The organism is Tenacibaculum sp. ZH5_bin.1 (genome assembly GCF_042865525.1).
GTDB lineage: Bacteria > Bacteroidota > Bacteroidia > Flavobacteriales > Flavobacteriaceae > Polaribacter > Polaribacter mesophilus.
In genome coordinates, this window is the sequence record NZ_JBEGIO010000001.1 from 1,602,951 (window position 1) to 1,622,471 (window position 19,521).

15 protein-coding genes are annotated in these 19,521 nt (G+C 30.3%); 2 read left to right on the forward strand and 13 right to left on the reverse strand.

Going from position 1 to position 19,521, the window contains the following annotated elements:
• The first annotated feature begins 15 nt into the window (after window positions 1-15).
• On the forward strand, window positions 16-738 hold the full coding sequence (locus ABHQ57_RS07435; RefSeq protein WP_053056684.1) for a hypothetical protein: 723 nt from the start codon (window positions 16-18) through the stop codon (window positions 736-738).
• Window positions 739-796: 58 nt separating this feature from the next.
• Here the strand turns inward: ABHQ57_RS07435 and uvrB are convergent, their stop codons facing one another.
• The 6 genes from uvrB to ABHQ57_RS07465 all read right to left on the reverse strand — a co-directional run bounded on the left by uvrB (window position 797) and on the right by ABHQ57_RS07465 (window position 12,898).
• Window positions 797-2,785 (reverse strand): excinuclease ABC subunit UvrB, encoded by a 1,989-nt coding sequence (gene uvrB / locus ABHQ57_RS07440; protein WP_167713507.1) that lies wholly within the window; start codon window positions 2,783-2,785, stop codon window positions 797-799.
• A gap of 37 nt (window positions 2,786-2,822) precedes the next feature.
• On the reverse strand, window positions 2,823-5,549 hold the full coding sequence (locus tag ABHQ57_RS07445; protein WP_167713508.1) for a T9SS type B sorting domain-containing protein: 2,727 nt from the start codon (window positions 5,547-5,549) through the stop codon (window positions 2,823-2,825).
• Window positions 5,550-5,619: 70 nt separating this feature from the next.
• A complete protein-coding gene (locus ABHQ57_RS07450) occupies window positions 5,620-8,232 on the reverse strand; it encodes a T9SS type B sorting domain-containing protein (RefSeq protein WP_167713509.1) in 2,613 nt (870 codons plus the stop codon).
• Window positions 8,233-8,243: 11 nt separating this feature from the next.
• Window positions 8,244-11,093 carry a T9SS type B sorting domain-containing protein gene (locus ABHQ57_RS07455; protein ID WP_167713510.1) on the reverse strand — a complete coding sequence of 950 codons (2,850 nt, stop codon included), beginning with the start codon at window positions 11,091-11,093 and terminating at the stop codon, window positions 8,244-8,246.
• A 50-nt stretch (window positions 11,094-11,143) separates the two neighbouring features.
• Window positions 11,144-11,992, reverse strand: coding sequence for an ABC transporter permease (locus tag ABHQ57_RS07460; RefSeq protein ID WP_167713511.1), 849 nt, complete (start codon window positions 11,990-11,992; stop codon window positions 11,144-11,146).
• Window positions 11,993-12,001: 9 nt separating this feature from the next.
• Window positions 12,002-12,898 carry an ABC transporter ATP-binding protein gene (locus tag ABHQ57_RS07465; RefSeq protein WP_073181260.1) on the reverse strand — a complete coding sequence of 299 codons (897 nt, stop codon included), beginning with the start codon at window positions 12,896-12,898 and terminating at the stop codon, window positions 12,002-12,004.
• A 192-nt stretch (window positions 12,899-13,090) separates the two neighbouring features.
• Here ABHQ57_RS07465 and ABHQ57_RS07470 point away from each other — a divergent pair, with 192 nt between their 5' ends.
• Window positions 13,091-13,624: a hypothetical protein gene (locus tag ABHQ57_RS07470; RefSeq protein WP_167713512.1), complete on the forward strand. Its 534-nt coding sequence runs from the start codon at window positions 13,091-13,093 to the stop codon at window positions 13,622-13,624.
• A gap of 67 nt (window positions 13,625-13,691) precedes the next feature.
• On the opposite strand, the gene ABHQ57_RS07475 is transcribed toward ABHQ57_RS07470, so the two are convergent.
• The 7 genes from ABHQ57_RS07475 to nusB form a co-directional block, all read right to left on the reverse strand.
• Window positions 13,692-14,390 carry a response regulator transcription factor gene (locus tag ABHQ57_RS07475; protein ID WP_047789269.1) on the reverse strand — a complete coding sequence of 233 codons (699 nt, stop codon included), beginning with the start codon at window positions 14,388-14,390 and terminating at the stop codon, window positions 13,692-13,694.
• Window positions 14,391-14,401: 11 nt separating this feature from the next.
• The gene (locus ABHQ57_RS07480; protein ID WP_047789268.1) at window positions 14,402-15,967 is read right to left on the reverse strand and encodes a sensor histidine kinase KdpD; all 1,566 of its coding nucleotides are present in this window, start codon (window positions 15,965-15,967) and stop codon (window positions 14,402-14,404) included.
• 109 nt (window positions 15,968-16,076) lie between these two features.
• On the reverse strand, window positions 16,077-16,667 hold the full coding sequence (gene coaE / locus ABHQ57_RS07485) for a dephospho-CoA kinase (RefSeq protein WP_047789267.1): 591 nt from the start codon (window positions 16,665-16,667) through the stop codon (window positions 16,077-16,079).
• 1 nt (window position 16,668) lies between these two features.
• Window positions 16,669-17,598, reverse strand: coding sequence for a hypothetical protein (locus ABHQ57_RS07490; RefSeq protein ID WP_047789266.1), 930 nt, complete (start codon window positions 17,596-17,598; stop codon window positions 16,669-16,671).
• Window positions 17,599-17,679: 81 nt separating this feature from the next.
• A complete protein-coding gene (gene yajC, locus ABHQ57_RS07495) occupies window positions 17,680-18,000 on the reverse strand; it encodes a preprotein translocase subunit YajC (RefSeq protein ID WP_047789265.1) in 321 nt (106 codons plus the stop codon).
• Complete coding sequence (locus tag ABHQ57_RS07500; RefSeq protein ID WP_047789264.1) at window positions 18,000-18,467, reverse strand: DUF1573 domain-containing protein; 468 nt, start codon at window positions 18,465-18,467, stop codon at window positions 18,000-18,002. The genes yajC and ABHQ57_RS07500 overlap by 1 nt, the downstream gene beginning before the upstream one ends.
• Window positions 18,468-18,506: 39 nt before the next feature.
• Window positions 18,507-19,445, reverse strand: coding sequence for a transcription antitermination factor NusB (gene nusB, locus ABHQ57_RS07505; protein ID WP_047789263.1), 939 nt, complete (start codon window positions 19,443-19,445; stop codon window positions 18,507-18,509).
• Between the last annotated feature and the right edge of the window lie 76 nt (window positions 19,446-19,521).

Sequence of the window (19,521 nt, forward strand, 5' to 3'; positions counted from 1 at the left end):
GAAAAAAGTAAAATTATGAAAACATTACAAAAAACAGTATTATTATTAAGTGCAACTTCATTAATGTTATTAGGAACTTCTTGTACTAGTGAAGATGGAAACAATGAAAATTTAAGAATTAAGGCATCTTCAAATAATACATTTAATCAAAGCAAACGAGCTTCAAAAAATGTAAATAATGCAGAAGTAACCATTTCTGAATTTAAACTAAACATCACAGAAATAGAGTTAGAGTTTGATGATAAATACCAAGATGCTATGAATGACAGTATCATAAGTTCTGATGATGAAATTGAGTTAAGAGGACCATTTCAGTTAGATTTGTTAACTGGAACATCAAATATTACTACTTTAGAACTTCCAAAAGCTGATTATGAGGAGATTGAGTTTGAATTTGATAAAAATACAGACGAGTCTAGCGATATGTTTAATAAAACGGTTGTTGTTAAAGGTACTATAAATACTGTACCATTTATCTTTTGGCATGATTTTGAAGAAGAAATTGAAGTAGACTTTGAAAATGAAGCAACTGATATTATTGTTTCTGAAGGCTTAACTGAGGTTACTATAAACTTTGATCTAGATGCAATGCTAAGTCAAGTAGATTTATCTTCTGCTATTGATGGTAATGGAGATGGTACTATAGAAATTAGTCCAGAAGATGTAGATGGAAACAAAGATTTAGCTGATCAATTAAAAGAAAAGCTTAAACAAACAGCAGAGTTATTAGATGATTAATCTTCAGAATTAATTCTATGTAAAAACCCTGTGAAAATAATTTTTACAGGGTTTTTAGTTATAAATTCTCTTTTAAGGTCTCAATTTCATCTCGGAGTTGTGCTGCTACTAAAAAGTCTAAAGCTTTAGCAGCTTCTTCCATTTGTTTACGTTTGTTACGTATGCGTTTTTCTATTTCTTGTTTTGGTAGGTATTCTAAATCCTGCTCAGCAGCTTTTTGTGTGGCATTATCGTAATGATACGAAGTAATCGCGTTTTTAGATAAAGTATTGTCTATCCTTTTGTTGATTTGCTTTGGTGTAATTCCATGTGCTGTGTTGTAATTAATTTGTTTTTCGCGTCTACGAGTGGTCTCATCAATAGTGAGTTGCATGCTATTGGTAATTTTGTCCGCATACATAATGGCTTTACCATTTACGTTACGTGCTGCACGACCTACGGTTTGTGTTAACGAACGGTGTGAACGTAAAAAACCTTCTTTATCGGCATCTAAAATAGCAACCAACGATACTTCAGGAAGATCTAATCCTTCACGAAGTAAGTTTACTCCGATGAGTACATCAAACAAGCCTTTACGTAAATCTTGCATGATTTCTACACGTTCTAGGGTGTCGACATCGGAATGAATATAACGACAACGTACTTGAATACGTGTTAAATATTTCGCTAATTCTTCTGCCATTCGTTTGGTTAAGGTAGTAACCAAGGTACGTTCATCTTTTTCTACTCGAATTTGAATTTCTTCAATTAAATCATCTATTTGATTTAAACTAGGACGAACTTCAATTTCTGGATCTAATAGTCCTGTTGGTCGAATCACTTGTTCTACAAACAAACCTTCGGTTTTTTGTAATTCATAATCGGCTGGAGTTGCCGAAACATAAATCACTTGATTTTGTAGAGCTTCAAATTCTTCAAACTTTAACGGGCGGTTATCCATCGCAGCAGGTAAGCGGAAGCCATATTCTACCAAGTTTTCTTTTCGGCTTCTATCTCCTCCGTACATTGCGTGAACTTGTGGAACGGTTACGTGACTTTCATCAATCACCATCAAATAATCATCAGGAAAATAATCTAACAAACAGAAAGGTCGTGTACCTGCTTCTCGACCGTCTAAATAACGAGAATAATTTTCAATTCCTGAACAATATCCCAGCTCGCGAATCATTTCTAAGTCGAATTCGGTACGTTCTTGTAAACGTTTCGCTTCTAAATGTTTCCCAATTTCCTTAAAATAATCTACTTGCTTTACCATATCTTCTTGAATTTGATGAATGGCATTTTGTAGTATATCTGGAGAAGTTACAAATAAATTGGCAGGGTAAATATTGAGTTTTTCTAAACGTGTAATAATTTCATTAGTTTCTATGTCGAAGGTCTCAATTTCTTCAATTTCATCACCAAAAAAATGAATTTTATAACCATTTTCACCGTAGGATGGATAAATGGTTACTACATCTCCTTTTACTTTAAATGTTCCGCTTTTTATCTCAACTTCTGTACGGGCATATAAACTGGTTACTAAGCGATGTAAAAATTTGGTGCGAGATATTTGCTGATCAACTTCAATAGTAATAACGTTTTTTTTGAATTCAGTTGGATTACCAATACCGTATAAACAAGAAACTGAGGCTACAACTAATACATCTCGACGTCCTGAAAGAAGGGAAGAGGAAGTACTAATTCGCAAGCGTTCTATTTCATCATTGATAGACAGATCTTTCTCAATGTACGTTCCCGTAACAGGAATATAAGCTTCGGGTTGGTAGTAATCATAGTATGAAACAAAGTACTCCACAGCATTGTTAGGAAAGAACTGCTTGAACTCAGAGTATAATTGAGCAGCTAAGGTTTTGTTATGGGCTAAAACAAGTGTTGGTCGATTTACTTCTGCAACTACGTTGGCAACAGAAAATGTTTTTCCTGAACCAGTAACACCTAAAAGTGTTTGGTACTTTTCATCAGCTAAAATACCATTTGAAAGTTGTTCAATAGCTAGAGGTTGATCTCCTGTAGGTTTAAATTCTGAGTTTAATTCAAAGTTCATTCAACAAAAATACGGATAGTTATTTATGTGATGAATTTTAATTTCTTTTGAGAGTAAAATGCCCTTTTTTGTCTATTTTATTGTCATTAATATCAGTTAATTTAGCATGAAACCAGTAGTCATTAGAAGGTAATTTTATATTATTGTAAGTTCCGTCCCAACCAAGCTCTATGTTTTTATCATTTATAACATATAAGATTTTACCAAAACGATTAAATATTTTGATATTAATTTCTTTAAAGAAATTAGTATTTGCTCCGTAAACTTTCCAGTAGTCATTAAATCCATCATCGTTTGGGGTTAAAAATTTAGGGTAACCAATTATACTTGCTGAGGTTTTAGTAGGGCTTTCACATTTATTAATATCTCTTATATAAATAGTGGCAATACCAGGTTGTACATTGTTAAAAGAGTGTGAGGTTCCATTTCCAACATAATTAGCATCATCTAGGGAAAACTCATAGCTACTATCTCCATCAATACTTATGTAAACACTGTTGTCGGTTTCGCTTTGAATATTTACTTCAATATTTAAAACATTAGGAGGAGGAGGGTACTTAACTGTAAAGTTTTTAGAGTTTGAACATTCTATACCATTTATTGTTTTGTAAACGGTTAAAGAAAACTCACCTTCTCTAGTTAAAGGAAAACTGTTACTGGTGCTAATGGTATTGTTATTTTCATCTTTCCATTCGAAACGATTATTAGAAGAGTCAGCTGTTAATGTAATAGGGGGATGATCAGAAGGGCTAACGCAAATAGTGTAGCTGTCTTTTAAGTTAATTTGAGGAGAATTTACGATTAAGTCAATTGGAGATATACCAAAGCAACCTTTTTCATTTTCTATTTTTACCCAAATGGTTGAGGATGGAGAAAGGAATTCAGGAGGTAGGGGGGTAATTGTTCTTTGAGCATCTTCTAATGAAGAGAAGAAAGAAATTTTATCAAGAGTGTTTAAACCAAAAGTATTTATGATTTCTGCTTTTTTGCTTTCTAGGTTAAAGATACCTTTATTGTTAGAATTTTCACAAACTGTTATAGAAGGAATAGTAAGGGTTGGTTTAAATAAAGTTCTAATAGAAAAATTTTCAATATCAGAACATCCATATATACTAGTTGCTTTCGTATAAATGGTTTGTGGATTACTTTCATTATAAAAGTTTTCAGGATCTAAAATTTCATTTACGTTATTTTCAGCATCAGATAAGTTTTTATAAAACTTATAGGTAAGGGTATTATCGGTTGAGATTTTATTAGCAATATTGTTCAAGTTAAATAAACTGATACCATCATTGTTGTCATCACACTGAATAATTTCTTGATTAGGAGATAAATTTGGTAGTGGATAAATAGTGATTTTTTTATAGAGAGGAATATCTTGGTTATTAATATTGATTACGGCAGTAACATTATATTCGCCTGCGGATGTATATGTGTGTTTAGGAGTTATATCATTACTTTTATTTCCATCTCCAAAATCCCAAACAACACTCTTTATAGGGGCATAAGAATCAAGAGAAAAAGTGAATGTATCAAAAACACATTGGTTTTCTGTCGTTATTCTGTTTCTAAAGTAAGATTGAATGAAATTAGGTAAGCCAAAATAAGACAAACCATCCTCTAAGTTAACTGCATCGTGTTCATAATTACATGCAACACCTAGTTTATTTGGATCGTTGATAACGCCTAAGGTATTGAAAGGGGTTAAATCAAAGCCGATAGGTTGTCCACCATAATCAAAAAGTCTTTCAGAGTTTATTTGAGCAATATAGATTTTTCCATCAGAGGCTAATTGGGCAGAGGCACTTGCTCTGTCTGGTGTAGTTGTAAAAATAGATTCACCAAAAAAGAATTGATCTGTATTGTCAAGATCTAATTGCATAATATTATAACTGTCGTTATTTCCTCTTTCATAGTAAAAAGAAGAATAATAAAGAATCTTAGAGTTTGAAGAGAAAGTTAGTCCATTACATGTATACCCATCAGTAAAGTTTAGTCGTAGATTTAATAATTTAAAACGTGAAAACACCCCTGTTTCATTATCAAAGTTATAAATGTATAAATTAGAGCCAGTTGAAAGAGCAACTTTACTTCCATCTGGAGAGGCTTTTATTTCTCCTTTGGATAAGGAGCTTTTTATTTCGTTTAGTTTAGTTTTTACAGGACGAAAATTAACACCTTTATCAGTTACTCTAAATGCAAAGAAAATTTCATCTGGACCATTGTAAGAATTACTTCCATATGTTATAACCCAAATATCTTTTCCGTTTTTATGATGTACTGCGGTAATTCTTTGAGCAGTAGAATTTTCAAGTCTTATATTCTTCTGAGTTACTTTACCTAAAGGGTATTTATTTGATATTTCAACTTCAGAAAAGTAAATACCAGGAAACAAAGAAGGGTTTTCTGTTTTAGTCTTTCTAGTGGTAAACACATAATAAATACTATTACTATTAGGTTTAGGTATGATTATTGAAGGTTGAGACGCTTCAGATTCCCCTATTAAACCTTCTCCGTTTTCCATTATTTTGTGGTTTCTATTCCAAATAGTTGCTCCGTTAGTATAGAATAATAAATTCCCTTGATTACTTGAAATAGAAGATGAACCAGTTTCGGTAACTATTTGCCCTTTATTAGAAATACTAAGATTACCATTGTTAAAAACTATTCCTGCTTTATCTCCAAAGAACCAATTATCAGTTTCTCTTTGAGAAAAGCATGAAATAGAAAAAATAAATAAACAAACAAATATTAGCTTGGTCATAGCTAGTTAATTTTAGTAAGAAGCTAATTTACAAAAAAATAACTTTCCGTATTTATAATCATTTTATTGCTTATTTCCTCAGTAAAGAGAAATGCCCAGTTTTTTTTCTAACTTTTCCATTAGAATCTATTAACTCAGCATTGTACCAATAGTCGTTTGAAGGAAGAATGGCGCCATTGTATAAGCCATTCCAACCTTGACTGTTTTTATCCGTAATTTCATTAATTAATTTTCCAAAGCGATTAAAAATTTGAACTTTAACAAGATCATAATAATCATTATCGACACCCAAAACTTTCCATGTGTCAAAGTGTCCGTCATTATTTGGGGTGAAATGACGTTGAAAATAGATAGTTGAAATTTTGTTAGATGTAGTAATTCCACATCCGTTACGATCTCTAATTGAAATAGAATTTAGCCCAGGAGGAATATTGGTAAATGTGTATGAGAGATTTTCATCTCCTTTAACAAAGTCACTAAGATTTGTACTATTTAAAGCAAATTCATAATCACCAATTCCGTCCACAGTAATTTCTATTTTATTATTATCTGGATTATCTTGATCGTCAATTGATTTAATATTTATGACTAAGGCTTGATTGGATTCTTTTACAAAGAATGTATTATATCCCATACAATTTTCCGAAATGTTAGGATGACTTCTATAAGCTTCAACTTTATATTCCCCTTCAGTGTTAGCGTTATGGATAGTAGATGTTTCTCCAGAGAGCAAACTACCATTTAAATACCACTTGTAAGTATCTGTTGGATTTCCAGTACCAGCATTTAAGGGAACTGTATAAGGTTGAGAGGGGAGCCTAGGGTTATCAACGCAAAGAATAATATTATCAGGGTTTCCTTGAGGAACAGGCAAATCTATAACATGTAGGGTAAACTTACCGACACTTTCGCAAGCGTTGTTATTTTTTGATATAATTCTTACAAATACTTCTGTGTTATTAGTAAATAAATCATCATCATATGGAGGTAGAATTTTGTTTGTTTGTAATGAGGCATCGTTTGCTGTTCTATAAAACTCAAAAGAATAGGTGTTACTTGTTAACGCGCCATTTGATTTTGTAATAATATCATTCTTTTTTATATCAAAATTAAAAAATGTGTTTTGACTTCCTATACTTTGAGTAGCATTAGGGTTAGAAGCATTAATATCTAGTTCACAAGAATACATGTCGTCAAAAGTATCTAGACCAGATGAGTTAACAACTAAATCTAAGCTTCCTGTATTGAAGCATTGTGTTGTATTATTTATAATTTTTACAAGTAGTGTTTGGTTGAAAGGTGAAGTGTTAGTGTAATTTTGTGGTGATGTTATTGATATGTTATTGTCAAAATCAGTTTGATCGTTAAAAAAGAGAATAGTCACATTTGTATCGTTATTTGATAACTCTGCTTCTTTACTCTGTAAGTTAAATGTAGTAAAACCATCAGCAGGATTGTTGTCAAAATCACATTGCTGATAAGGAGGTAACATAATAAATGAGGGAACAGGATTTATAATTAGATTAAAACTAGTTGAAGTATTTAAGCATCCAACATTATTCTCAACTCTAACAAAAACAGTTTGAGTATTTTTTGAAACATTAGTATAAAGAGAGTTTTTATTAATAGGGTTTAAGTTGTTTTGTGCATCTGAAAGACTATGATAGTAGTTTATGGTATGTGTATTTGGGTCTAACATACCTAAAATTTCATTATCTTTTGAAGATAGTAAAAAAGAACTATATAAACCATCGGTATTGCTTCCACTATCAGTATCATCACATACAATATAATCTGATGGAGGAGTAACATTAATATTGTTGTTTACAATAATATCATAATCGGTTACAGAGAAACATTCAGAGTTAATGTTTGTTAATCTTACAAATATTTTTTGAGGGTTACTCGTGTTTTTAAAAGTGTTTGGAGTTGCTATAGGGTTTTTGTTGGTTTGAGCATCATTATTACTTAGATGGTAACTAATTTTTACATCTGTTTGTCCATTTAGTATTGAATTGCTGTTATTGGTTAGATCAAAGTGTGTACTATTATCAAAAACACCATCACTATCACATTCTTCTATATCGTACGACTGACCATAAGTTGGCGGATTAATTGCAGGAGGATTATTAAAAGTAGCAGTACCAGTCCAATCAATTTTAAAGCTACTATTACCTATAGGTCTATCAATAACAAGAAAATAAGAATCATTATCATTAACGTTTAAAGAACTTACAAAACTATTACCTAGTTCACCTGGACCTTCAGAGATATCTGTTTCAGATGCTCTAATACCTGTTAGGTTATTTCCTTCGTTACTTGCTGCTGGGTTTGTAGTAGAACAGCGTATGGCTTGACCGATGTTTCCACAATTTACATTTGGTCCAAAGATAAAAAAATCAAAATCGATATTGATGTCTGTATTATGACTACCATTTGAGTTGGTAGGAGTAAGTGTAAAACCTAATGTTCCTCCTTTATTAATTTTAATTTTAATCCATAAACTATTATTTTCTTGGCTTGAACATGTATTTGAACCTGAAAGCTCTTGAATACCTACACCGGTAGCATTTAAGTTTTGAAAACCACTGTTACCGCAAACTACGATTGCATCTGAGCAATCATTTTGAGCAAATACGTGTAAGCAAATAAAAAATAAACTAAAAAAAAATGTCTTTTTCATAAATGTGTAAATTATTTCCTCAGTAAAGAAAAATGCCCTGTCTTTTTTCGGGTTCTTCCACTTTTATCAATTAACTCAGCATTGTACCAATAATCATTTGAAGGAAGAATAGTACCGTTGTATATACCATCCCAACCCTGACTATTTTTATCAGTAATTTCATTAATTAATTTTCCAAAGCGATTAAAAATTTGAACTTTAACAACATCATAGTAATCATTATCGACACCTAAAACTTTCCATGTATCAAAATGTCCGTCATTATTTGGGGTGAAATGACGTTGAAAATAGATAGTTGAAACCTGATTAGATGTAGTAATTCCACATCCGTTACGATCTCTAATAAAAATAGAGTTAAGTCCGGGAGGAATATTAGTAAATGTATAAGTAAGGTTTTCGTCTCCTTTAGCAAAATCACTAAGATCTGTGCTATTTAAAGCAAACTCATAATTACCAATTCCATCTACAGTAATTTCTATTTTATTACTATCAGGATTGTCTTGATCGTCTACTGATTTAATATTTACTATTAATGCTAGGTTAGACTCTTTTACAAAAAATGTATTATATCCCATAAAAGGGGAAGTGATGTTTGGGTGAGTTCTATAGGCTTCAACTTTATATTCTCCTGAAGAATTAGCATTGTATATAGCTGATGTTTCTCCAGAGAGTAATTTACCATCTAGATACCATTTGTATGTGTCTGTAGCATTACCTGTATCGGCATTTAATTCAACTGTATGAGGTTGAGGGGTTAACCTTGGGTTGTCAACACATAGGATAATGTTATTTAAATTACCTTTAGGGATAGGGATTTTTTCTACAAAAATTTTAAAATTACCAACTGCTTCACAAGATGTAGCTCCTTTATTTGAAATTCTAATATATATATCAGAATTGTTGGTAAATAAGTCATCTTCGTATGGGGGGATAATTTGATTTATTTGTAAGGAAGCATCTTCTGCTGTTCTATAGTATTGAAAATCGTGAGTATTTTCTGATAGGGACCCTCCTGAATTATTAATTATTTGTTGCGTCTTCAAAGAGAAGTCAAGAAAACCGTTATTAGTACCAATGCTAAATTTAGCATCAGAATTAGATGCATTTTGATCTAATTCATGGATGTACTCATTGCTATAAGAAGTTAATCCCGTTGGGTTTACTTGTAAATTAATAATATCCGTTTGATAACATTGAGTAGTGTTATTTGTAACTTTTACAGTTATGGAGTGGTTTATTGCTATTAAATTAGTGTAATTATTTTTGTTAATTGGTGATGAAAAACTAGTATCAGATGTTTCAAAAAAATCAATTGTAACTTCAGTAAGGTTATTTACTAAAGCATTTTCTAATATTTCTAGGTTAAAAGTTGTAAAACCATCAATAGGATTACTGTCGAAATCACATTGTATATAAGGTTGAATTGGGTTAATTGTAGGTTTTGGTTCAAATGTTATTTGGACTTTACCAGTGAATGTTTTTTTACAGTAAGAATTAGATTCTATTTTTATTTCGTATAAACCACTTCCAAAATTAGTGTTATCAACAGTTAATATTCTTGTTTTGGCTATTTCTTTTCCATCTTTAAACCATGTATATGTATCGCTAGGGTTGTTTTTTTCTGGTTGAATTTGATAACTTTCTCCAATACAAAAAACTTGGTTGCTATTGTTTAAAACCTCATTATTAGCTAGATTGATTAATTTTACAGGTGCAAAAAACGACTGAATAAAAGGAGGTAATCCTTGTGAAGACATGGCGCCACCTAAGTTTACAGCGTTTGAAGTATATTGAATATCAGTAGCATTATCTTCTGGATTCTCTATAGCTCCCAAATAGGCTCTATCTGGTATGGAAGCATATATCTTTCCGTTTGGAGCTAATTGTAAAGCACCTCTATAACCTTGCTCTTGATGGATTTGAGTTTTAGTTTGTGCGATGTTAGCATCTAATAAATTATATTGAAAAACTCTGAAAGAGTTACTGTTTTCATGATATAAAGAAGAGTATAGTTTTGTAGATTCTTGAGAAAACTCAACACCATAAGGAGAACCATCAGTTGGACCACTTGTAAGAATTAGCCCGTTAGAAGCTACTTTACCTGTTGCGTTATCAAAATCGTATAAAACTAATTTTCCACTTCCATCATTTGTAAAGTCAGCAAGTGCTACTTTACTTCCATCTGGAGATGTTTTTAAATATCCTCTTTTATCTCTTAAATAGTAAGATGAAGATGAGGTAATAGGGTTTGTAGAGTCCACTCCGTTTTTATCAATTTTATAGGCGTAAAAAGTATCTTGTACGATAGATAAAATCCATATTTCTCTACAGTCTTTTCCTTGAACGGCTGTAACTTTTTCAGACCATTCTCTATCTCGACCATTAGAAAGGTTAACAGGGCCAGAAATAATTTCTCCTCCATTTCCTTTAGAAATATCTATGGTGTAAAACCTAAACCCTGGATTGTCAGGGTAAGGAAGATTTCCAATAAAATCTGTCCCCACTGTAAAAATATAGTAAAGGTTTTTATCTTCTGGGTTTGGAATAATTAAACCAGACTGTGAACTTGAAGGGTTACCTTGCAGGTCATCAGCTAAATTACCGTTAGAGTAACGCATTAGTTCATGGTTTTTCGTCCAAATATTAATACCATCTGAATAAAATAAAAGGTTCCCGTTTTCGTCAGAAATAGATGAACAACCTTCATCAGTTTTCAATAATCCATCATTTAAAGCTATTGGACTTCCTGAGTTAAAATCGAGCCCTGCATTATTTCCAAAGTACCAAACATTTGCTTCTTTTTGGCTATAAAGGGATATAGAGACAATAATAAAAAATGCTAGAAGTAGTTGTTTTTTCATCAAAATGAATTTGATTATATAAATAAAACAACTAAACTACATAAAACCCTCTATAAATCTCGTTTTTTTAACAAAGCATATGATGAGTAAATAAAAATAGCAGTCCAAATTAATACAATAGCTATATTGAAAAGGCTAACAGAATAGTCTTTAGTGAAATTTTCTCCTATTTGATTAGCTACTGATTTTACTGCACCTAATCTTGTAAATGGTTCTTTAATTAAATTAGCCATAGACTCTAGCGGGAAAAATTGCATGATTGAATTTACGGCTTCATCAACCCCCGTTTTTACGTTTCTAAAAGTCCAGTATAAATATCCTTTAATTAAACTTTCTATAATTAACCAAACAATCATGGCAGCAACAGCAAATGCAGAGCGTTTAATCAAGACACCTAAAAACAACCCAAAGGAGAAAAAGCCTAATAATTTTACGAAGAAAGCGAATAAATAATCTAAGTCTGAAAATATGATGGCTATTTCATTAAAATCAGAATAGATAGCTCCAAGAATTAAAGAGACAATAAAAACAAAGATGGTTGAAATAAAAGCAAAAGCTATAACGGTATAAAATTTTGATAGAATAAATTCCTTTTTACTTAAACCGTCTATTAAGTTTTGTTTTAACGTTTTATAACTGTACTCGTTCGCCATCATGGAAACAATAACTAGTAGTAAAAAGAATTTAAATATGGCAGCCATATATGTGTTAAAGTGCCAGATATATGGAAAATTAAAAATTCCTTGTTCAGCTAAATGAAATTTAATGGGGCCAATATCAAACTTTATTGCTGCAATTAAAGCAATAGAGGTTAATAATGCGAAATAGATAATTGAAAGAACTTTACTAGCTCTGTTATATTTTAATTTATGAATTTCTATATTTAAAAGTCGTAACATGGTGTAAGTTTATTGGTTGTTGGTAAGGTCTAAGAATTGTTGCTCTAAACTAGGTTTACGTTTCACTAAGTGAGAAAGAGAAATTCCTTTGTCAAATAAAAATGTATTAATTTCTGAAGCAGATAATTCTGAAGCTAGACTAGCTATTAAAATTCCATTTTCTTCTTTGATGTTTCCTATTGCTGGATGATTTTCTAAAAGCTGAGTAAGTATTTCTTGATTATCTGCTTGAAGTTCAAAAAAACCATTGGAAGCAGTCATCTCATCAACTCTACCGCTATATAATTTTATACCATTTCTTATTACGACTACATGAGAACATACTTTTTCTACTTCATCGAGTAAGTGAGAGGCTAGTAAAATTGTAGTGCCATTTTTAGCAATTTCTTTAATTATTTGACGAATCTCGTGTATTCCTTGTGGGTCAAGTCCGTTTGTAGGTTCGTCCAAAATCAAAATTTCTGGATCATTTAATAGGGCAGAAGCGATAGCTAAGCGCTGTTTCATTCCTAAAGAGTAAGTTTTAAACTTACTATTTCTACGTTCAAAAAGATTAACAATCTTGAGTTTTTCTTCAATTTTATCGTACGAAACTCCTTTAATTTTACAAATTAACTGCAAGTTTTGAACGGCGCTCATGTAAGGGTAAAAATTAGGGCGTTCAATGATAGCTCCTACTTTTTTTAATGCTTCATGTGTAGATAAGTTTCCATTGAACCAGCTAAAACTCCCTGAGGTTTTGTTTACTACATTTAAAATAATACCTAAAGTAGTAGATTTACCACTTCCGTTAGGTCCTAAAATTCCGTACACTGTGCCTTTTTGTATATCGAAGGAAAGATTGTTTACGGCATGAACTTTTCCGTATTTTTTATCGAGGTTTCGAATAGATAAAATTGTTTCCAAGCTATTTTGGTTTTTGTTGATTATATGTATTTGACGATTGATGTAAATTATTGTTACAATGTATAAAAAAAGTAGTAGAAAATAGTTTAAAAGGAAAGTTTAGCTTTTTAGAAAAATGCATGATATATTCAGAAGTAAATTTAACTAGATGCTTTAAAACTAAGGTAGTTTTGCATGTCAAATTATACAATTATGAAAAAAATAAACTACTTATTAGCAATTATTTTAACAACTGTTTTTTATGTAAGCTGTTCATCTGATGATGTTCAAGAAACACCAAATCAATTTATAATTGAAGGTGAAAATTATTCGATAGAATCAATTTTGGTAGAGAAATTCATGAAAGGAGATACGCCTTCTGTATTCTTACACTTATTGAATGTTACTGAAGAAGATATAGAAGCTGCTCGAAACTCTGGTACAGCTTTAACTGAGGTGGATTTATTTACAATTACTGTTCGTGATAAAGGCTTAACTTCAAAAACTTATACAACAGACAGTTTATGGTATGAATTTATGACGGATGGAGAGTTTTTAGGAGAGTATTATAATGAGCAATTGTTAATGGAGTATGAAACAGGAGATGAAGTTACTTTAACTATAAATTCAATTAATGAAACTAATATTTCATTAGAATTCAAAGTTAAAAAGGCTAATGGAAGTGTAGTAACAGGAAGTTATAACGGAAAGTACAGTACTGTTGATAAATCATTAGAGCGTAGTTAGAAAACAAATAGGATAGATAATAAAAAAAGCTTAGGGTTTACCTAAGCTTTTCTTATTTAAAATGACATTATTTGTTATCAATTAACCTAAACCCTTCACCATGTATATTTAAAATTTCTACATTTTCATCATTCTTCAGGTATTTACGAAGTTTAGCAATGTATACATCCATACTACGAGAAGTAAAATAGTTGTCATCTCGCCAAATCTTTGTCAACGCCAATTCACGTGGCATTAAGTCATTTTTATGCACAGCTAACATTCGTAAAAGTTTACTTTCTTTAGGTGATAACTTTTGAGGTTCTCCACCTTTATATATTAAATGACGTAGTTTAGAGTTAAAATCAAAAGACCCAATTTTAAACTCAAATTCATCACTGTCGTTTGTCTTTTCTGTTTCTTTACGTTGTAAAATTGCTTTAATTTTATGTAATAAAACTTCAGAATCAAAAGGTTTATTTAAGTAATCGTCTGCACCAACTTGATACCCTTTTAAAACATCTTCTTTTAATGTTTTTGCAGTTAAGAAGATAATAGGAATTTCTTTGTTAGTTGAACGAATGTCTTCAGCTAAAGAAAAACCATCTTTACGTGGCATCATTACATCTAAAATACATAAGTCATATTCTGCATTTTTAAACATAATTAAACCATCTATTCCGTCTTTAGCATGTGTAACATTGTAATCATTTAATGCTAAATAATCTTTAAGAACTGTTCCAAAATTAGGATCGTCTTCTACTAATAATATTTTTTTACTCCCCATTTCTTAATATTTTATATTAATGGTAATTTAACTGTAAATGTGCTTCCTTTCCCTTTTTCACTTTCAACGTAAACGGTACCTTGGTGACTGTCTATGATTTCTTTTACATAAGCTAAACCTAATCCATGACCTTTTACATTGTGTATATTCCCTTTATGTTCTCTGTAAAATTTATCGAACACATACTTTTGAGCATTTCTGCTCATTCCTATACCTTCGTCTTTAATCTTAAAGATAAAGTATTTATTTGTGTTTTCAGAAAATACATCTATTTTAGGTGCACTTTCAGAATATTTTAAAGCATTTTCCAACATGTTAACAACTACATTTGTTAGATGAAACTGATTACCAAGTACTTCAGAAGAAATAGCTTTGAGGTGCGTTGTAACACTTCCTTTTTTATCATCAGTTAATAGTTGTATATGTTCAACAGCTTCTTCAATTATATCGTGCATGTCTACTGCATCCTTACTAATTTCTATTTGATTTTTTTCTAACCTTGAAATTCGTAATACATTTTCTACCTGCCCGTGCATTCGTTTGTTTTCATCACGAATCATTTGAACATACCGTTTCACCTTTTCTTCATCTGATATAATTCTTGGGTTTTTAATAGCATCTAAAGCCAAGTTTATGGTAGCAATAGGTGTTTTAAACTCATGTGTCATATTGTTAATGAAATCTGTTTTTATTTCAGAAATCTTTTTTTGACGAATTAACTGATACAATGAGGTGGAAAAAGCAGCAATAATAATTCCTATAAAAAATAAAGATAGTATCAATATTTTCATCATACCTGATAACAGGTTCTTTTTTTCATTAGGAAACTTAACATATAGCTTATAATTGCTATTTCCGTCTTCATCTTCTAGTAAAGGGTAATTAATATCCTCTGGTTGTATATTAAAATACCCAGATTTTAATTGAGTAGCTAAACCATCTTCATAAACAACATATTTAAAATCTTGTGTAATATTCATTTTAGCAAACTCTTCCTCTAAAGTATTACTTAGCTCCTTATTACTTATTCTTTGATTAATAGGAAACACAGCTTTACTTCTTCTAAAAGCATGTTCCATAACTTCATCATTCCATGTGTTATATGTTCTGAAAGAAGAATAACGATTTTCGTCTAAAAAAGGTTTAAAATCTTTGTTTTCAGATTTTATTATTTGTGAAAAATAAATATCTTCTTTTCCTGAGTAACGTTTTATAATGATAGAATCATTATCAACAAACTCGTTAGGCATTTTAATACTTTCTTCTAAAATAGTACTACCAAATGAAAACTTTTTTTTACTTACAGTATCAACTTGTTGAAAAAGAAAAGTTGTTATTTCTGCGTCTGTTCTGAGTTTATTGTTTTCAAAGTAATCTTTATAATTTTGCTTAAATTCTAAATACTCTCTTTCCTTAATATTTTCGGAGGTACGAGCTAAAGCAATTTTTACATTATTTTTAAATTGTTCCTTTTTATTTTTAATAGCATCATTTATCCAATATACTTGAATGGAGATGATACCTATTAGAGAAATACTCATTAAAACAACAATGAGAATAAAAATTTTCTTGCCCATTACTCAAAAATAAATTAATAAATTTTAGGCGTATAATCTTTTAACTTAGATTAACAAACTTACTATAAAATTAAGACAATTTTAACACAAAAGGTTATTGAAACGTAAATTATTTTCTACTTTTTGTTAAATAATTATGGATTTTTAATACTTCATCTTTTGTTTTTAATAGTGAAATATTGTTAATTAAATAATTAGATTGTAGTATTTTTTTTGTTTCACTCCATTGGTTTTTAATTCTATTTTTTACCTCTTGTATTGTAGTCCTATCTCTTTTGATAACGCGTTCAATTCTTATATGCTCTGGAGCGGTTACTGTAATTATTTTATCACAAAAAGAGTCACTTCCGTTTTCGAAAAGAATTGCATTTTCGTATAATATATAATCTTTAATACTATTTTTTTTTAAGAACTGTTGCAAATGTTTGTTAACAGCAGGGTGTACAATGGCATTAAGAATAGCTAACTTTTTCTTGTTATTAAAAACTATTGAGGCTAAATAAGACCTATTTAGTTTGTGGTTTATATATACTTCCTCCCCAAATTCAGTGATTAATTGTTCTTTTATCCTCTTTGATGTGTTCATTAACTTTTTGGCTTCATCATCAGCAATATAAATAGCAATATTTTCAAATTCTGAAAAGATATTAATTACAGTAGATTTTCCACTACCAATTCCTCCTGTTAAACCTATTACCATGCTATTTGTATATTAAAAAATCAACTTTTTCTGGAACTATTCTCACTAAATCTACCGTTTTAGGGATGTCTTTTATTTTAGGAATAAGATAGTTTATTTCTTTTTTTTTAGATTGTAAATAATCACATTCAACTATAAATAAATCGGAGGTAATGTCATTAAAGTTTTGCAAGCCCACTTTGTATATAACCTTAACCTTTTTGGGGAATATATTAATTCCTTTGGGTGCATTTTTAACAAAAATAGGAACTTCAATTTCACCTTCTGTAAATTTATCAACAGCAATGTTAATTTGTGCAGTAGAATGACTCAATTTAAGCTTTAAGTCTTTCGGTAAAATAATAGAAGAGTTGATACTAGTATTTTTAGATAAGTTTTCTAATGTAATGTTTTTTAAATTTAAAAAATTAGTCTCAGTAACATAGGCTTCATCACCAGAGATTAAAACACTGTCAGGTACAATTGTTATGGGTTTAGAAAAGTCATATCCTAGCTGAAAAGAAATGTTTAAATTTGGTTTTAAGGGAACTTTTTTTGAGCTGAGAAAACCAATTTTTAAAGGAATGGTGTCTTTTTCTATTTTAATTAATTCAATATTTGATTTTAGTTGTTCTTGAATTTCATTAAAAAGGTTTTTCGATAAAAAATAGTAATTTGTACCCCTTTTTTTTGAAGCTTTTTTTAGGTCTAGTTTAATGGGGGTATGGTTAATACTAGTAATTAAAAGATTGTATCCACTACTTTTTAATTTTAAAGGAATTTTTTTTATTGGTGTTTCTATTAATGTTTTTTGTTGCGGAAGTTGTGTGTATTCAATATCATATACTATAGTTGTATTATACTCCTTTGATAAATTAATAAGCAACCAGAAAAATATAGATACGGTTAAAAAGCCAAAAAATGTTTTAGGTATGTTAAATTTTGTTTTCAAGAAATTGTTTATTAGTGCAATCTACTAAAAAAAGAAAAAAGTGGGCTCTTAAGCCCACTTTTTTTATAAAATAAATCTCTTTTATTTTTTAGCTTCTGAAGTATGTTTTTTACTCATTTCCATAGAAATGGCTGAACGTTCAAACTTTATTTTACCAGCTCCTGTTTCAATAGTAACGGTGTTATCGGTATCATTAATTTCTACAATTTTACCATGAATTCCACTGGTGGTAACTATTTTAGCTCCTTTTTTAATTTCTGCTTGAAATAGTTTTTCTTTTTTTTGACGTCTCATTTGTGGACGAATAATTAAAAAGTAAAAAACAGCAATCATTGCTACAAAAGGAAGCATATTCATTAAGCTTTCTTGAGAGCTAGCTTGTAAGAAGATAGTTTCGAACATTATGAGTTATTGTTTTTTGGGGTTACCATTCCAGAAATTTTAATAATTTCTCTTCCTTTTTCTGTGTTGGTAGTTAAAGTAATAGATTTAGATTGTTTGTTAACTCTACCATTGGTATTGAAGCTAACTTTAATATTTCCTGTTTTACCAGGAGCAATAGCTTCTTTTGGCCATTCAGGAACAGTACAACCACAAGATGCCTGCGCATTTGTAATAATTAAATCACTCTTACCAGTATTTGTTACTACGAAAGTGGTTTTAACAACTTCACCTTCGTTAACAGTACCAAAGTCAAATTCTTCTTTATCGAAAGAAATCACAGGAGCTCCTAAACCTATAGAGCTATCTCTTTTTTCTGCTTTTTCAAGATTTTCTTTTTTAACTTTTGATGAAGCATTCCCCTGTCCGCACGAAACTAACATTCCTGCAGAAACAACAAATGCTACCATTACTGCTATTTTCTTCATTTTAAAATATTTTTAGTTTGTTGTAAAAATACTAATTTATTATAATAAACCTCTACCTATTTTAACCATCTTATTTGAACTTAGATAGTCTTTGGCTAATTTATCTAAAACTCCATTAATAAAGTAACCACTTTTGTTTGTTGAATAATCTTTTGCTAACTCAATATATTCATTTATGGTAACTCTACTTGGAATTGAAGGGAAGTGTAAAAATTCTGTAATAGCCATTTTAATAATAATCATATCAATATCAGCAATCCTATCAGCTTCCCAGTTAGGAGTTTTCTCTTTAATGTCCTCTTCGTATTTGTGTTGATGTAACATTGTTTTTGTAAACAAATCAGAAACAAAAACTTTATCATCATTGTCTTTATACAAACTACCTAATATGAAAGGCTTATTTACTTTTTGTTTGTTTAAAGATTTAAGAATCCAAGTATTTACAAAAGGAATATCATCAACCCAAGAAATCATTTTATCTTCAAAATAATCAGCTAACTTTTCATTAGGGGCTACTATATCTCTAAAAAAGTCAATGACAAAGGCTTTATCTATGTTGTAAGAGTTTTCAACAGTGTCCATGTACTTTTTATAAAGGTCACTTCTTTGTAATTCATCTAATAAGATTTTTACATACTCATCATCAAGATCCCAATAATTAAGCTTGTTAAGCTCAACATACCCCTCTAAACTTACACTTTCATTAAGTGAGTTTAAAAGTTTATTGTCTATAAATTTTGTATTTGGGTTGAGTTCCTCTTTTGTAGCTAGTATTTTCTTTTTAGAAAGCTCTATTCTCTTACGAGCTAATTTTTGTACTTCAACTAATAATTGAAGGTTTAAAACGTACAAATCGTACATTTTTTGAATGCTGTGTTTTAAGAATTTTTCTTCCTTAACTAAATCATCGCTATGCGATTGCTGCATCGCATAAACCGACTGCATTACTTTAACACGAATATGTCTTCTGTTAATCATTCTAAAGAACTTTAAAAAAAAGAGCGATAGAAACTATTTCTAACGCTCTGCAAAAGTAAAACTTTTTTATTTTTTA

Coding starts and splice junctions, on each gene's coding strand:
- ABHQ57_RS07435 (WP_053056684.1), top strand. CDS start 16: ATGAAAACATTACAAAAAACAGTATTATTATTAAGTGCAACTTCATTA.
- nusB (WP_047789263.1), bottom strand. CDS start 19,445: ATGATTAACAGAAGACATATTCGTGTTAAAGTAATGCAGTCGGTTTAT.
- yajC (WP_047789265.1), bottom strand. CDS start 18,000: ATGTTCGAAACTATCTTCTTACAAGCTAGCTCTCAAGAAAGCTTAATG.
- ABHQ57_RS07445 (WP_167713508.1), bottom strand. CDS start 5,549: ATGACCAAGCTAATATTTGTTTGTTTATTTATTTTTTCTATTTCATGC.
- coaE (WP_047789267.1), bottom strand. CDS start 16,667: ATGGTAATAGGTTTAACAGGAGGAATTGGTAGTGGAAAATCTACTGTA.
- ABHQ57_RS07450 (WP_167713509.1), bottom strand. CDS start 8,232: ATGAAAAAGACATTTTTTTTTAGTTTATTTTTTATTTGCTTACACGTA.
- ABHQ57_RS07455 (WP_167713510.1), bottom strand. CDS start 11,093: ATGAAAAAACAACTACTTCTAGCATTTTTTATTATTGTCTCTATATCC.
- uvrB (WP_167713507.1), bottom strand. CDS start 2,785: ATGAACTTTGAATTAAACTCAGAATTTAAACCTACAGGAGATCAACCT.
- ABHQ57_RS07480 (WP_047789268.1), bottom strand. CDS start 15,967: ATGGGCAAGAAAATTTTTATTCTCATTGTTGTTTTAATGAGTATTTCT.
- ABHQ57_RS07475 (WP_047789269.1), bottom strand. CDS start 14,390: ATGGGGAGTAAAAAAATATTATTAGTAGAAGACGATCCTAATTTTGGA.
- ABHQ57_RS07470 (WP_167713512.1), top strand. CDS start 13,091: ATGAAAAAAATAAACTACTTATTAGCAATTATTTTAACAACTGTTTTT.
- ABHQ57_RS07460 (WP_167713511.1), bottom strand. CDS start 11,992: ATGTTACGACTTTTAAATATAGAAATTCATAAATTAAAATATAACAGA.
- ABHQ57_RS07500 (WP_047789264.1), bottom strand. CDS start 18,467: ATGAAGAAAATAGCAGTAATGGTAGCATTTGTTGTTTCTGCAGGAATG.